Annotated in this window: 13 protein-coding genes and 1 other RNA gene; 11 read left to right on the top strand and 3 right to left on the bottom strand. The window is 67.1% G+C overall.

The genetic code is table 11. The features are described 5' to 3' along the window. Positions 1-125 precede the first annotated feature (125 nt). From AC1DYU_RS00380 to AC1DYU_RS00365, 4 genes are all read left to right on the top strand, one after another. Positions 126-1,004: a LysR substrate-binding domain-containing protein gene (locus AC1DYU_RS00380; RefSeq protein ID WP_476789932.1), complete on the top strand. Its 879-nt coding sequence runs from the start codon at positions 126-128 to the stop codon at positions 1,002-1,004. A gap of 108 nt (positions 1,005-1,112) precedes the next feature. Next, positions 1,113-1,295: a hypothetical protein gene (locus AC1DYU_RS00375; RefSeq protein WP_476789931.1), complete on the top strand. Its 183-nt coding sequence runs from the start codon at positions 1,113-1,115 to the stop codon at positions 1,293-1,295. Between the two features lie 29 nt (positions 1,296-1,324). Then, complete coding sequence (gene metC / locus AC1DYU_RS00370) at positions 1,325-2,509, top strand: cystathionine beta-lyase (protein ID WP_476789930.1); 1,185 nt, start codon at positions 1,325-1,327, stop codon at positions 2,507-2,509. Positions 2,510-2,605: 96 nt separating this feature from the next. Continuing rightward, on the top strand, positions 2,606-3,622 hold the full coding sequence (locus AC1DYU_RS00365; protein ID WP_476789929.1) for an amino acid ABC transporter substrate-binding protein: 1,017 nt from the start codon (positions 2,606-2,608) through the stop codon (positions 3,620-3,622). A 118-nt stretch (positions 3,623-3,740) separates the two neighbouring features. Here the strand turns inward: AC1DYU_RS00365 and thyA are convergent, their stop codons facing one another. Beyond that, complete coding sequence (gene thyA / locus AC1DYU_RS00360) at positions 3,741-4,610, bottom strand: thymidylate synthase (protein WP_476790690.1); 870 nt, start codon at positions 4,608-4,610, stop codon at positions 3,741-3,743. Positions 4,611-4,863: 253 nt separating this feature from the next. Between thyA and AC1DYU_RS00355 the strand changes: the two genes are divergently transcribed. The 7 genes from AC1DYU_RS00355 (at position 4,864) to AC1DYU_RS00325 (ending at position 8,715) form a co-directional block, all read left to right on the top strand. Further along, on the top strand, positions 4,864-5,175 hold the full coding sequence (locus AC1DYU_RS00355; protein ID WP_476789928.1) for a PepSY domain-containing protein: 312 nt from the start codon (positions 4,864-4,866) through the stop codon (positions 5,173-5,175). A 131-nt stretch (positions 5,176-5,306) separates the two neighbouring features. After that, on the top strand, positions 5,307-5,651 hold the full coding sequence (locus AC1DYU_RS00350; RefSeq protein ID WP_476789927.1) for a hypothetical protein: 345 nt from the start codon (positions 5,307-5,309) through the stop codon (positions 5,649-5,651). A 52-nt stretch (positions 5,652-5,703) separates the two neighbouring features. Beyond that, positions 5,704-6,115: a transfer-messenger RNA gene (gene ssrA / locus AC1DYU_RS00345) on the top strand. Positions 6,116-6,171: 56 nt separating this feature from the next. Then, positions 6,172-6,816, top strand: coding sequence for a ClpXP protease specificity-enhancing factor SspB (locus AC1DYU_RS00340; protein ID WP_158486741.1), 645 nt, complete (start codon positions 6,172-6,174; stop codon positions 6,814-6,816). 74 nt (positions 6,817-6,890) lie between these two features. Then, positions 6,891-8,288, top strand: a complete 1,398-nt coding sequence (gene fumC, locus AC1DYU_RS00335) for a class II fumarate hydratase (protein WP_476789926.1) — start codon at positions 6,891-6,893, stop codon at positions 8,286-8,288. An 8-nt stretch (positions 8,289-8,296) separates the two neighbouring features. Beyond that, positions 8,297-8,497, top strand: coding sequence for a DUF4169 family protein (locus AC1DYU_RS00330; RefSeq protein ID WP_476789925.1), 201 nt, complete (start codon positions 8,297-8,299; stop codon positions 8,495-8,497). Further along, a complete protein-coding gene (locus AC1DYU_RS00325; protein WP_158486744.1) occupies positions 8,494-8,715 on the top strand; it encodes a ribbon-helix-helix domain-containing protein in 222 nt (73 codons plus the stop codon). Before AC1DYU_RS00330 ends, AC1DYU_RS00325 begins: the two co-directional genes overlap by 4 nt. A 247-nt stretch (positions 8,716-8,962) precedes the next feature. Here the strand turns inward: AC1DYU_RS00325 and AC1DYU_RS00320 are convergent, their stop codons facing one another. Next, positions 8,963-12,607 (bottom strand): AsmA family protein, encoded by a 3,645-nt coding sequence (locus AC1DYU_RS00320; RefSeq protein WP_476789924.1) that lies wholly within the window; start codon positions 12,605-12,607, stop codon positions 8,963-8,965. 179 nt (positions 12,608-12,786) lie between these two features. Beyond that, positions 12,787-14,226 (bottom strand): FAD-binding oxidoreductase, encoded by a 1,440-nt coding sequence (locus AC1DYU_RS00315; protein ID WP_476789923.1) that lies wholly within the window; start codon positions 14,224-14,226, stop codon positions 12,787-12,789. Between the last annotated feature and the right edge of the window lie 45 nt (positions 14,227-14,271).

Raw genomic sequence — 14,271 nt, 5'->3', positions numbered from 1 at the left:
AGGTCTCGTCCCGATCAGCGACGACTGGACTCGGCGCGGGCGACGACCGACGCGATCCGTGAGTTAAAACCGGTGGAGGTTGGATATGACTTCAACCGAATGCCGCAGCCCGCAGGATCGTCGCCATGAACAGCCGACAGATAGAGGTCTTTGCCGCTGTCATGAAGGCGGGGACCGTCTCGCGCGCGGCCGAAATCCTCGGCGTTACCCAGCCCGGGCTCAGCCGCCTGATTGCGGAGTTGGAGCGGTCGCTCGGCTTCGCGCTGTTTGACAGGGTGCGAAACCGTGTCGTGCCGACCCCGGAGGGACGGACCTTCTTTGCAGAGGTCGAGGCCAATTTCCGCGGGATGGATCGGCTGCGCGCAAGCGCCGCCCGCATCCGCGACTATGGCGGGGGGCAGTTGCGCGTCGCAACGCTATCCGCATTGAGTTCCTCGATCGTCCCCAATGCGATCCGACGATTCCGCGACCTGCGTCCGGATGCGACGGTCACACTGATGGTGCTGCCGTCGCGCGATGTCCGGGACGGGATCGCATCCGGCATCTTCGACATCGGGCTGGCAGCAGACGAGATCGACGTCACCGGCGTGCTGCATCAGGTCTTTGTCCAGCCTCGCGCCCTGTGCGCCATCCCGATCGGCCATCCCTTGGCGGAACGCGAGACGATCGGCCCGCATGACCTCTCCGGCGTCGACTTCGTCGCCTATGTCCCGGAGGACCGGGCCCGCCAGCGCTTCGACATGATCATGTCCGAGGCTGGGGCGGCGCCTCCGCGCGCCGTGGTCGAAACAATCTATGCAGCCACGGTCTGCGCGCTGGTCTCGGAAGGTGTCGGCGTCGGCCTGGTCAGCCCCTATGCCATTGCCGGCCATGATCAAAGCCGGCTCGTCTTGCGCCCGTTCGAGCCGGCTGTTCACAGCCGCAGCTTCCTGATCCTGCCGCCCGACCGGCAAAAGTCCCAACTCGTGCGCGATTTTATCGACTGCCTCATGGAAGCGCGCTGACCGACATAACATTTCAGCATCGAGCTATGCCTCGCTACGAATTGTAAGTGCTCCTCCCGCGGCTATCCTTCCACGAACGCGCCTCAGACGTTTCTTCAAGGATTGCCGATGAATTTGGATTTGGAGCTGGCCATTCGGCCGGCGAGCGATGACGCGCGCCCGGCCGCTTTGAAGCAGACCTCGCTGAATGCGGCAACGGCCGTCGAGATGGTCCGCGTCAGCAAATGGCATGGCGAATTCCATGTGCAGAGCGACCTCAACCTGAAGGTCTCGCGCCGCTTCCGCTCCTGACGATCACCGACCTTCGAAGAGAAAACGCCATGCATGACGCGACGCTCTGTGTTCATCATCCCACCGTCAACGAGGACGGCTATGCCAGCCTCGCCGTGCCAACACACCGGGCTTCGACCATCGTCTATCCCGACGGGGCGAGCTTCATGGCGCGCAAGCATCGCGGTTTCGATGGTTACACCTACGGGCTCCACGGCACTCCGACGACCCGCACGCTGGAAGCGCAACTGACGGCGCTGCATGGCGGCCTGCGGACGGTGCTGGTGCCCTCGGGCCAGGCCGCTGTCACCATCGTGATGCTGTCGGTCCTGATGCCCGGCGACAAGGTGCTGATCCCCGACAGCGCCTACCCGCCGGTGCGCAGCTTCTGCGAGGACTATCTGGCGCCGCGCGGCATCGCCCACGGGGTCTACGACCCGATGATCGGCGGGGAGATCGCCGGGCTGATCGATCCCACCGTCAAGCTGATCTGGGTCGAGTCGCCCGGCTCCAACACCATGGAAGTCCAGGACGTACCGGCTATCGTGGCGGCCGCCAAAGCCAGGGGCGTCCTCGTCGGCTGCGACAACACCTGGGCGACGCCGCTGATCTTCAAGCCGCTGGCGCACGGCGCCGATTTCGCCTGCGAGGCGCTGACCAAATATGTCGGCGGCCATTCTGATCTGCTGCTCGGCTCCGTCACCGTCAAGGACATGGCGCTGCGCCAGAAGCTGAAGGAAATCCTCCGCGGCTTCGGCATCGGCGTCTCGCCGGACGAATGCCAACTCGCGCTGCGCGGCATCGAGACCATGAGTCTGCGCATCGCCCACATGGGCAAGGTCTCGGAGGATTTCGCACGCCGGCTCGTCGACCATCCCCTGGTCGAACGCGTGCTGCATCCGGCGCTGCCGTCCTGCCCGGGCCACGCGATCTGGAAGCGCGACATGGGCCGTTCATCGGGCCTCTTCAGCCTCGTCTTGAAGCCCGTCGCCGACGACGCCATGAGCACGGCGCTGAGCGCGTTGCGCCTCTTCGCGATCGGCGCCTCCTGGGGCGGCACGCGCAGCCTCGTCGCGCCGCAGGCGGTCGCTCAGGACCGGACCGCGACGGCTTGGACCGCGAAAGGTCCGCTGCTGCGCATCAGCATCGGCCTCGAGGATATCGACGACCTCTGGAACGACCTCGACGCGCTGCTGGTCGCGCTGGAGCAGAAGCCGGCCGCCAAGGTCGCCTGAGCCAAGAAGAGCGGGAGAAAACCAACGCGGCGGAACGTGTCCGCTGCTCGAGAAGAGCTGTGCCTGACGATGACCGAAACAAAAAGGGGAATCACGATGAAGCGATGGGTTTTTGGACTGGCCACGCTGGCGGCAGCGATCACACCCGCGATGGCACAGACGAGCGGCACGCTCGGCAAGATCAAGGAGCGCGGCCACGTCATCTGCGGCACCAGTCCCGGTGTCGCCGGCTTCTCGATCCAGGACGCGGCCGGTCGCTGGAACGGCTTCGATATCGACATCTGCCGGGCGCTGGCGGTGGCGATCTTCAACGATCAGGACAAGGCCAAGTTCGTCCCCCTGACCTCGAAGGACCGGCTGATCGCGCTGCAGGGCGGCGAGATCGACGTCCTGCCACGTACCACCACCTGGACGCTGTCGCGCAATCTCGGCCAGGGCGTCACCTTCACGGCCGTGAACTATTATGACGGCCAGGGCTTCATGGTGGCGAAAAAGCTCGGCGTCGATAGCGCGACCAAGCTCGGCGGCGCCTCGGTCTGCGTCGCGCAGGGCACGACGAGCGAACTCAACCTCGCCGACTATTTCCGCAAGCTCGGCATGACATACGAGGCAGCAGCATTCGGAACTTCGGAGGAGGCGCTGAAGGCTTATGAGTCCGGCCGCTGCGATGCCTACACCACCGACATCTCGGCTCTGGCGGCGGTCAAGCTGAAGCTTCAGGACCCCGAAGCCTATGCCATCCTGCCGGAGGTCATTTCCAAGGAGCCGCTCGGCCCCTGGGTCCGCACCGGCGACGAGGGCTGGTTCAACCTCGTGCGCTGGACGGTCGCGGCTCTCGTCAATGCCGAAGAACTCGGCGTGACTCAGGCGAATGTGCGCGAGATGGTGAAATCGACCAATCCGGAGATCAAGCGCTTCCTCGGACAGGACGGCAAGTTCGGCGAAGCGATGGGCGTCAGCAACGACTGGGTCGTGCGGATCATCGCGACGGTGGGCAACTATGGCGAATCCTTCGACCGCTATCTCGGCGGCCAATCGCGCCTGAAGCTCCAGCGCGGCCCCAATGCGCTGTGGACGCAAGGCGGTCTGCAGTACTCGCCACCGTTCCGATAAGCGCGGTCACCGCTCTGCGGAGATGCAGAGCCGTCCGTCGCTCAATCGCAAGCTCGGCTGCGACGCCGAACGACTTGGCAATCGGTCGCGGCTCTGCTGCTGGCCCCTGGCAGCCCACTCAAACCGCGACGTCTGCCTTGATCGCAGGGTGAGGATCGTACCCTTCCACGATGAAGTCTTCGATCTGGTACTCATCGATGGACGGCGGACGCCGCGCAAGCCGCATCATGGGCGCCGCCCGCGGCTGACGCGCCATCTGTTCATGAAGTTGCTCCAGATGATTGGCGTAAACGTGCACGTCGCCACCGACCCAGATCAGCTCGCCCGGTGTCAAATCGGCCTGCTGCGCAAGCATGAGCAGCAAGGCGGCTGCGCCCGTCCAGTTGAAAGGGATTCCGGTCAGGACGTCTGCGCTGCGCTGGAAAAGCAAGCAGTTGAGCTGCTTTTTTGAGATATTGACGTGAAATTGATAGACCATATGGCATGGAGGCAAAGCCATCTGGTCGATTTCACCCACATTCCAGCCGTGGAACAGCATTCTTCGACTGGTGGGGTTGTTTCGCAGGGCATGGATGAGAGTGGCGATCTGATCGTGTTGCTGGCCGTTCGAATCCAGCCATCGCCGCCACTGCTTGCCGTAGACCGGGCCGAGCTCTCCCCACTCCGCGGCGAAGGCGTCGTCGGCGAGCACCCTGTCTTCAAAATCGGCTTGGGAGATCGAAGAGCCCGTCGCCTTGCGATAGTGGGCAAGCGGCCAATCGGACCAGATCCTGACATTCGCTTGGAGAAGCTGCTGGATGTTTGTCCCGCCCGTCAGGAACCAGAGCATCTCCTTGATCGCGGTTTTCCAATAGATTCGTTTGGTCGTCAGAAACGGCATCTCACCGCCCGAGAGATCGAACCGAATCATCTCGCCGAAGGCGGAACGGGTTCCGACCCCTGTCCGGTCCATTCGGTCGTCACCCGCATCGAGCACGCGCCGAACCATATTGAGATACTGGACGTCCGCGTAACTCACAGAAAACCCCCAATCGCCGCCAACCGACCGAATCTCGACAAAAGCGGCGCCACCATAGCGCAGCTCGCAGCGATGGCGCGCCCCGGAGAGCCGGCCTTCCCCTGCTTTCTCGCCCGTTCTCTATCACCGGACGGTCGGCTCCTGTCAGCAGCCGGAACCTGGCTCCTGCTGGGCGGTTGTTCCACCGAGCCCATTCGTGCCCGGAACAGACGGAGGTATCGTCATGACCGTTCGCATCGCCCTTCAAACGCTGGTTCTGTCTATCCTGCTCGCCCTGTCGGCGACCGTGGCCCATGGGCAGGCGCCGGCTCCGATCCAGCCGTCCGAACCCGGGATCTCGATGGATGATGCGCGTCGCATCGCCAACGACCATGGCCTCGTGCGTGTCGAGCAGATCAAGCTCGATGACGGCAAATGGGAGATCGAGGGCCGCGACAGCACCGGCGCCGCGATCGAGATCAAATTGCGCGCCAATGACGGCACGGTGATCAAGATGGAGCGTGACCGCCCGGCTTCCGCCTCCGCCAAGCCCTGACTGCTTAAAAAAGCCCTGACACCGGCCCGATCACGCGATCGCGAGAGGAGTTGACCGATAGGGGCAGTCTCCGCCCGTCGCCCGGCCACAATCATTGCGCCTCCTGAACCCGTCGAAAACGGCAGGAGGGAATGATGATGCAGATTGGTTGCATGGCCGCCGCAGCCTGGCTGACGGCGGGCCTGGCTGGCACGGGCACGGTCTTGGCCGGGATGTCCGAGGCGCCGAACCAAAAGACCCACATCCACGACAAGCTTATCGCGAAGCAGGCGAACGCTCCGCATGCAAGGGCTCCGCATGCAAAGGCACCTAAGGTATCGGAGGAATCCGCGCGCCGCATCGCCTGGCGCTCGGGCGTCGACCATATCGAGGAGATCGTGCTCTCGGGCGAGCGCTGGGAGGTGGCCGGGCGGGACCGGACCGGCAATGAAAAAGCGCTCGATATCCACGCCTATGACGGCAGCGTCCTCTACTGAAAAGGGCACCCCGGCGGATCGCTTCGGAAATAAGCCGGGGAGGCGCCCTTCTTCTCTTTCCCCGCGGCGATGCAGCCCCTATATTGGGCTTGCCGTTCGCAAGATCGGCTATGGCGATAAACGAGCGTCGGAATAAGCTTTTCGGACCCGGGGGCGGTACCCGGCGCCTCCACCACAGCCCTGCGGCGAAAGCCTCTAGGGCGGCCTGCGGGATCTTGGACCGCGGGCTGGCCAGGCCACTATCGGCAGGGTTGCGGCGGGGGCGAAATAGGATCGACGAGAGTGTAAAGGCCGTTCTTTTGCCCGGTATGGTTCCGCCGTTATAGGGCTAACGCATAGTTGCCAATGACAACAATGCTCGGGTCGCTGTCGCCGCGTAAGCGGTGCTGGTTCCCAAACCTAAGTCCTTCCGTTTAGCGACGTAAGGCGGGGCCCGGAGGCGCCTGGCAACAGAAGCCTCCACTTCTTTTTCGATGGCCTGCCGGCGTCCTGCCGGGTCTGAAGCGGAAATCTCGGCACGATGTCAAAGGATGTTCTTCGCTACGATCTGATGGTGCAGGAGGCACTGAAGGGGGTCGTGCGCAAGATTTTGACGGAAGCGGGACGCGACGGCCTGCCCGGCGACCATCATTTCTACGTCACCTTCCGCACCACGGCGCCGGGTGTGCGGGTCTCCACCCGCCTGCGCGAGAAGCATCCCGAAGAGATGACGATCGTGCTCCAGCACCAGTTCTGGGACCTCAGCGTCAGCGAGCACGCTTTCGAGGTCGGCCTGTCCTTCTCGGGCGTGCCGGAGCGTTTGCTGATCCCCTTCGACGCGATCACCACCTTCTTCGATCCGTCGGTCCAGTTCGGGCTGAAATTCGAGACGCAGGAGAGCGCCGACAGCGCCTCCGCGAATGACCAGGCTCCGAGCCCCAAGCCGCGCGGCGCCGGCTCAGAGCCGAGCGAGGCGCCTCCGGCTCCCGTCGCCCTGCCCGTCAAGGCCAAGCCGGCCGGCGTGCCCGCCATCAAGGGCAAGGTCGAGCGTGATGCCGCGGCTGCCGCCAAGGCTGGTGCGAAGGCTGCCAAGGCGAGCCCGGACGAGCCCGATGATGCCGCCGAGGCCGATGACAACGGCGGAGCCCAGGTCGTCAGCCTCGATTCCTTCCGCAAGAAAACCTGACACGTCGGACGTCCCTGCCGGCGTCCACGACGCCGGCCAGGCGTCGGCGGACAGCCCCAACCAGCAGGCCCTCCATGACCGAGACCCGTACCGAAACCGACTCCTTCGGCCCGATCGCCGTGGCTGCGGATCGCTACTGGGGCGCGCAGACGCAGCGCTCGCTGCAGAACTTCAGGATCGGCAGCGAGCGCGAGCGGATGCCGCTGCCGCTCGTCCATGCCCTGGTCATGGTCAAGAAGGCCGCGGCGCGGGTGAACAGCGGGCTCGGCCAGCTCGACTCGAAAGTCGCCGGCGCCATCGACCAGGCCGCCGATGAGGCTCTCGCCGGCAAGTTCGACGACCATTTCCCGCTGGTGATCTGGCAGACCGGCTCGGGTACGCAGTCGAACATGAACGCCAACGAGGTGCTGGCGAACCGCGCCAACGAGATCCTCGGCGTCGGCCTCGGCGCCAAGAGCCCGGTCCATCCCAACGACCACGTCAATCGCGGCCAGTCCTCGAACGATTCGTTCCCGACCGCGATCCACATCGCCGCCGCCACCGAACTGACGAAGCGGCTGCTGCCGGCCGTGACAAACCTGAAGCAGGCGCTCGCCGACAAGGCCGAGGCCTTCAAGGATCTGGTCAAGATCGGCCGGACCCATCTGCAGGACGCGACGCCGGTGACGCTGGGCCAGGAATTCTCCGGCTATGTCGCCCAGCTCGAACTCGGCATCGGCCGCATCGAAGCCTCGCTGGAAGGTCTCTACGCGCTGGCGCAGGGCGGCACCGCCGTCGGCACCGGGCTGAATGCCCATCCCGACTTCGCCGAACTCTTCGCCAAGCAGGCTGCCACGCTGACCGGCCTGCCCTTCCGCAGCGCTCCCAACAAGTTCGAGGCGCTGGCGAGCCATGGCGCCATGACCTTCGCCCATGGCGCGCTGACGGCGCTTGCCATGGACCTGTTCAAGATCGCCAACGACATCCGCCTGATGGGCTCCGGCCCGCGCTCGGGCCTCGGCGAGATCAGCCTGCCGGAGAACGAGCCCGGCTCCTCGATCATGCCCGGCAAGGTCAACCCGACCCAGGCCGAGGCGATGACCATGGTCGCGACCCAGGTCCACGGCAACCAGGCCACGATCGGCTTTGCCGCGAGCCAGGGCCATTTCGAGCTCAACGTCTTCAAGCCGGTGATCGCGGCCGCCTTCCTGCAATCGGTCCGCCTGCTTGGCGACGCCTGCGACTCATTCCGCGAGAACTGCGTCGTCGGCATCGTCGCCAACGAGGCTCAGCTCAAGGATCTGCTCTCGCGCTCGCTGATGCTGGTGACGGCGCTTGCCCCGGTGATCGGCTACGACAAGGCCGCCGCTATCGCCAAGAACGCGCATCACAACGGCACCACGCTGCGCGACGAGGCGCTCAAGGCCGGCGTCGAGCCGGATGTCTTCGACGCGACCGTGAAGCCCGAGCTGATGCTCGGTCCCTCGGTCTAAAGCCCGCGATGACGGCCGAGATCGTCAATCTCCGCCGCGCCCGCAAGCAGCGCGCGCGGCAGGATGCCGAGACGCAGGCGCAGCAGAACCGCATCAGCTTCGGCCGCACCAAGGCCGAGCGCGAACTCACCGAGGCCGAGCGCGACAAGGCCGCGCGCACGCTCGAAGGCCACCGCCTGCCCGGCGAGGACCACGAGTCCAAGCCGTGAGCGCCGAGCGCAAGCGTTCGCTGACGATCGCCGGCCACCGCACCAGTGTCTCGCTCGAGGAGCCGTTCTGGGATGCGCTGAAGGAGATCGCCACAGCCGAAGGGGTCACCGTGGCGGCACTGATCGCGACGATCGATACCGGGCGCGAGGCGGTAAACCTGTCCTCCGCGCTGCGGCTGCATGTGCTGGCGCATTACCGGCGCCTGGCAGGCGCGTAAGTCGCGACGCGACCGAACCTCCGCGTCATCCCGGACGCAGCGAAGCGGAGTTCCGGGATCCATCCTAGAGCCCTGTCCTGGACAGGGATGCGCCCTCGGATGGATCCCGGGGCAAGCCCGGGATGACGGTGCGATTGTTGCGGTAGGCGTGCGCCTCTATCGCCTGAAACTGTTTTGTATCAGCCGCTTAGGCTTGCCGCCTGAATCAACACCGCAACCAGTTGAATCAGACTGCGAACGCGCCCGGTCAGTTCGGCTGCGGGCTGCGCGACAGCGGGCGCGGCACGGACTGGATATCGACTGGCGGGGCCAATGGCTGGATTCCATCGGGGAAAGCGTCCCGCGGTGCGCCGGGCAGGATCAACGGTCCCGGCTGCTGTTGCTGCGTCGCAGCCCGTTCCGCCGCGGCTCGCTCGGCTGCGGCACGCAGGCGCTCGGCCCGTTCCTCGGTCTCGATGCGGCGGCGCATTTCCTGCTCCATCCGCACCTGCTCGATCCGCCTTTGCTCCTCGGCCCGTTTTTCCTCGACGAGCCGGCGCGCCTCCTCGGCCCGCCTGAGGTCCTCGGCCCGTCGCTCTTCGGCCAGACGTCGCACCTCTTCCAGCCGCCTCGCCTCCTCGGCCCGCTTCTCCTCGGCGATCCGGCGCTCCTCTTCGGCCTTGACGAATTCGGCGAGCTTGCGCTCGTTCTCGCGGGTCTCGCGCTCGGCCCGCAGCCGGCGCGAATGGGCGGCGCGCTCGCGGGCATCGGCCTCGAAAGCCTCGACGCGCTCGATCTCGCGCGCCAGCGCCCGCGCCGCGACCATGTTGGACAGCGCGTTCACATCCGCCTCGCGCCGCAGCGAGGCCAGGGCACCGCGCCAGGCGACGCCGACCTGCGGCGCATCGCCCGGCCAGCCCTTCGGCAAGGCCCCGAGCGGCTTCAGCCCGAGCCGGAGATCGGCCGTCAGCGCCCTGAGATCGACGATGCCGCTGGCCTCGGCCCGCAGGCCGGCGCTGTCGAAGCTCAACTGCTGCAGCCGGACCAGCCCGCCCGCCAATGTGAACGGCACGGTGACGTCGCCCAGCGCCCAGGAATCGCGATCCAGCGCTTCGCCGAGCCGCTGCTGCAGCCGCGACGTGTCGCTCTCGGACGCATCCTCGCCCGTCGCGGCGATGACGCGCGCATAGGCCGCCGGATCGAAACGGCTCAGCCTCGCGCCGATGAAGCTCAGGCTTCCGGCCCCGCTCAAGCCGGCGATCAGCCGCGCCGGGCTCTCGCCGGAGCCACCTGTCTCGAACTGCCCGGAGACCTTGCCGCCGAGCGCACCGCCCGTCAGTGGAGCGAGATCGACGCGATCGAGGCTGAGCCGGCCGGACAACTGCGCCAGCCCGCCCTCGCGCCGCGTCGCGAAGCGCCCGCCGACCCGGCCGCCGCCATAGGCCGCCGTCAGATCGTCGAGCCGCAGGCCCTCCTGGTCGGCGCGCAGGCTGAAGCGTGCGTCGCGCAAGGTGACGGTCTCTCCCGCGATCAGCGTCGCGGCCTCGATGGCGAGCCGGAAATCCGGCAGGGCCGCCGCCGCGCCGAAACGGGTGGTCGACCAGGTCGCGGCTCCCGAGGGACCGGCGCCCAGCGCCGAGCCCAGAAGCGTGCGCAGATCGACGCCGGGCACGGCCAGCCGCCCGGTCAGGCCGCCCTCGCGCGCAAAGGCGACATTGCCGCGCGCGCTGGCGCCACCAAGATTGAGCACGAGATCGTCGAGCGAGACCGTCTCGGGCGCAAAACCGACCCGCGCATGGGCGTCGACAAGGCCCTCTGGCAGCAGCCGGGAAGCGCCCTCGGGCAGGATCTGGCCAAGCCCGTCCGCCTGGATCGTCAGCTTCGGCTGTGCCGACGCCTCGTTCTCCAGCACGATCGAGAGACCGGGCCCCGCCAGCGTGCCGACCAGACGGCCCGGCGTCTGCTCCATCACGAGTTCGCCCGGTCCCGCCTGTCGCGGCACGGGCAAGCCCAGCGCCTGGAAGACCTGGCGTCGGTCACTGAGCGTGAAGCGCAAGGTCGCGCCGGTCCAGCGTCCGCCACCGTCGATCCGGCCATTGAGCGCAAGTCGCCCGGCCTGTGCAGAGCCATCCATCGCAACGCCGGTGTCCCCGGCCGGTGCCCGCGTCAGGCGGAAATTGGCATCGAGCCGCGACAGCCCGTCGCCGACGCGGCCGAGAACCTGCCGTGCCGCCTCGGGCAGAAGCGGCCCGGCCAGCGCGGCGACGGTCTCGAAGCGCGGCGCCCGGATGCGGCCCGAAATCTCGCCGCCTTCGGCCAGCAGCGCGCCCGAGCCGGAGACGTTGACGCCGCCGAAGCCGTCGATCGCGAGCCGGCTCAGCCGCCAGATCGCGCCCTCGCGGCGCAGATCGAGGCTCGCCGAGCCGGGGGGCGCATTTCGGAAGCGCGCATTGGTCAGGTTGAGGTCGAGCGCGAGGTCGCGCCGCCCGATCAGCCCGCCGAAGCTCTCGGCCGGCGGAAGGGTGTTGAGATCGAAACCCTGCAGCGAAGCCTTCGCGACCAGCCGCTCGGCGGTGACGTCGCCCGACAGATCGAGCCTCACGCCCGATGCACCGGTGACAAGCAAGCGCTGCAGCGCCACCCGGCCGCCATCCCAGGCGCCGATCGCCTCGCCATCGATCTGCCCGAGCCCGGCGACGAGATCGGCCAGTGCCGGGTCGAGCCCTGCCCGCGCCGCGACGAGCGCGATGCGCCGCGAATCCTCGGCCTTCACATTGACTTTGCCCGCGACGCCATTGGCATCGACCGCACCGCTCGCGCCGATCAGGGCGCCTGCGACCCGCATCGAGGCCGTGGCATCGGACAGCCCGTTATCCGCGAGCCGGCCGCGCAATCCGAAGGCGGAAAAATCCTCACCGCGCCAGATCAGCTGGTCGAGATCGAGCGAGATGTCGAAATGGCCCGGCAGCGTCTGCAAGGCGCGCTCGAACCCGGCCCGCTCGCCCAGCGCCGCAGCCAGCGCATCGGCATCGAGCCGGCGCGCCCGCAGCGCCAGCGAGCCGGAGCCGGTCCCGGGCAGGAACTGCCCCTCGCCTTCCAGCCGTGCCGCCCCGCCAGCGATGTCGAGCACGATGCCGGCGAGATCGAGCTTGCGACTGCCGCCCGTGACCTTGCCGGAGACGGCGAGCGCGCCGCCCGGCGACAGCGTGAAGGCGCCGTCGAGACCCAGGCCCATGCCACCAGCCGCGCCGGGCAAGAGGAAGTTGCCGTCGAAGCCGAGTTGGATGTCCTCGCCCGTGACGAAGGCCTTGGCCCGCAGCCGGCCGTCCGGCTCGATGGCACCGGTCGTGACGCGCAGCGAGGAGCCCGCGACCTCGCCTTCGATCCGCCATGGACCGGCGAGGCTGATGGCGGAGATCTCGGCCGAGATCGGCGCGAGCGTCACCGGCTCCTTGCCGGGTTCGCGCCAGATCAGGGCCGAGCGGCCGATGGCGAGGCGGTCGAGGCTGGTCTGCGCCGGCAGGCCCGAGCCGGTGCGGGACGGCAGGCGGATCACCCCGGCCTCGTCGAGAACGACCGAGACGGTCGCACCCTCGGCCTTCGCGTCGGCAATGCGGAACTCGCCCCGCGCCAGGGCCGAGAGCCCGAGCTCGACCGTCAGCAGTTCGACGGCTGCCGTGCTGGCCTCCTGCGTCCGGCCGCCGAAACGGACATCCTGCAGCGTCAGCCGCGGCGACGGCAGAAGCCGCAGCCCGATGCCGCCACCGATGCTGGTCTCGACGCCGAGCGCGCCGGCAAGCCGCGCCTCGATCTGAGGCCGGTAGCCCCGCCAGTCGACAAAGCCCGGCCCGATCAGCGCGGCAAGCAGTGCCAGCACCAGCAGGCCGGCCAGGACTGTCAGGGTCTCACGCAACGTCCAGCTTCATCCTCGTCTCAGGGCACCACGATGTCAGGGGGCGCCACGATCATGCAGTCAAACCGACCATGCAGCCAAGTCGCGGCAATATCACGACATCTTCGAAAGACCCGATGCGATCTACAAGATCAGGATCTCGAAGATCGTCGACGCGGAGATCGCCCGGGTTCTTTCCGTCAGAGCACGAGGATCTTGCCGGGATTGAGGATGTTCTGCGGATCGAGCGCGCGCTTGAGCTGGCGCATGACCGCCAGCGCCGGCGCACCATGCTCGGCTTCGAGATATTTGATCTTCTTCTGGCCGACGCCGTGCTCGCCGGTGCAGGTGCCGCCCATGGCGAGCGCCCGCTTGACCAGCCGCTCGATGAAGGCCTCGGCCCGCGCGACCTCCTCGGGGTCGGAGAGGTCGACCAGCGGCTGAGTGTGGAAATTGCCGTCGCCGACATGGCCGGCGATGGGCGCGATCAGCCCGCTCGCCTCGATGTCGCGCTTGGTCTCCTCGACGCAATCCGCCAATTGCGAGATCGGCACGCAGACATCGGTCGCAACCGATTCCACGCCCGGACGCAGGGCGCGCGCCGCCCAATAGGCGTCGTGGCGGGCCTGCCAGAGCTTGCTGCGGTCCTCGGCCTTGGTTGCCCAGTCGAACGGTCCGCCACCGAACTCGGCCGCGATCTCGCCGAAGCGCTCGGACTGCTCCTTCACGCCCGCATCGGTGCCGTGGAACTCGACGAAGAGCATCACCGTCTCGGGCAGGCCGAGCTTGGAATGGATGTTGACGCCGCGGATCATCACCTCGTCCATCAGTTCGATGCGCGCCACCGGCAAGCCGGACTGGATGGTGATGATCGTCGCGTCGCAGGCAGCCTTGACCGACGGGAACGGGCAGATGCCGGCCGAGATCGCCTCAGGAATGCCGTGCAGCTTCAGCGTGATTTCGGTGATGATGCCCAGCGTCCCTTCCGAGCCGATAAGCAGGCGCGTCAGGTCGTAGCCTGCCGAGGTCTTGCGGGCCCGCGTCGAGGTCTTCACGATCGCGCCATCGGCCATCACGGCGGTCAGCGCCAGGACATTGTCCTTCATCGTGCCGTAACGCACCGCGTTGGTGCCCGAGGCCCGCGTCGCCGCCATGCCGCCGATCGAGGCGTCGGCACCGGGATCGATCGGGAACATCAGGCCCTGGTCGCGCAGATGCTCGTTGAGTTCCTTGCGGGTGACGCCGGCCTCGACCACGCAGTCGAGATCCTCGGCATGCACCGCGATGACCGCCTTCATCTGGCTCATATCGATGCAGACGCCCCCGAAAGGCGCATTCACATGGCCTTCCAGCGAGGTGCCCGTGCCGAATGCGATCACCGGCACGCCATGGGCCGCGCAGAGCGTCACGATGTCGGAGACCTCCTGCGTGCTGTGCGGAAACACCACCGCATCCGGCGGCTGGTTGGGGATCCAGGTCAGCGTGTGGCCGTGCTGCTGGCGCACCGCCAGGCTCGTCACCAGCCGGTTGCCGAAGGAGGCCGCGAGCGCGCGTGTCACGGCGGCGATCGACGCCGGCGACGGCGGCAGCTTTGCGGCAGATGCGGGGGTCTCATGCAGGGCGGCGGCAGGCAAATTCATTGTCAACATCCGGTTCTGGCGCTTAGACTTGGAACAGTCCGGTTT

Source organism: Allobosea sp. P2_B12 (assembly GCF_056404835.1).
This window is presented reverse-complemented; position numbering and strand designations above follow the sequence as displayed.

What these genes read in the sequence shown, in the direction of transcription:
- metC (WP_476789930.1), top strand. Translation starts at nt 1,325, where the DNA reads ATGCATGACGCGACGCTCTGTGTTCATCATCCCACCGTCAACGAGGAC.
- AC1DYU_RS00330 (WP_476789925.1), top strand. Translation starts at nt 8,297, where the DNA reads ATGACGGCCGAGATCGTCAATCTCCGCCGCGCCCGCAAGCAGCGCGCG.
- AC1DYU_RS00380 (WP_476789932.1), top strand. Translation starts at nt 126, where the DNA reads ATGAACAGCCGACAGATAGAGGTCTTTGCCGCTGTCATGAAGGCGGGG.
- thyA (WP_476790690.1), bottom strand. Translation starts at nt 4,610, where the DNA reads ATGGTTCGGCGCGTGCTCGATGCGGGTGACGACCGAATGGACCGGACA.
- AC1DYU_RS00375 (WP_476789931.1), top strand. Translation starts at nt 1,113, where the DNA reads ATGAATTTGGATTTGGAGCTGGCCATTCGGCCGGCGAGCGATGACGCG.
- AC1DYU_RS00340 (WP_158486741.1), top strand. Translation starts at nt 6,172, where the DNA reads ATGTCAAAGGATGTTCTTCGCTACGATCTGATGGTGCAGGAGGCACTG.
- AC1DYU_RS00365 (WP_476789929.1), top strand. Translation starts at nt 2,606, where the DNA reads ATGAAGCGATGGGTTTTTGGACTGGCCACGCTGGCGGCAGCGATCACA.
- AC1DYU_RS00355 (WP_476789928.1), top strand. Translation starts at nt 4,864, where the DNA reads ATGACCGTTCGCATCGCCCTTCAAACGCTGGTTCTGTCTATCCTGCTC.
- fumC (WP_476789926.1), top strand. Translation starts at nt 6,891, where the DNA reads ATGACCGAGACCCGTACCGAAACCGACTCCTTCGGCCCGATCGCCGTG.
- AC1DYU_RS00315 (WP_476789923.1), bottom strand. Translation starts at nt 14,226, where the DNA reads ATGAATTTGCCTGCCGCCGCCCTGCATGAGACCCCCGCATCTGCCGCA.
- AC1DYU_RS00350 (WP_476789927.1), top strand. Translation starts at nt 5,307, where the DNA reads ATGATGATGCAGATTGGTTGCATGGCCGCCGCAGCCTGGCTGACGGCG.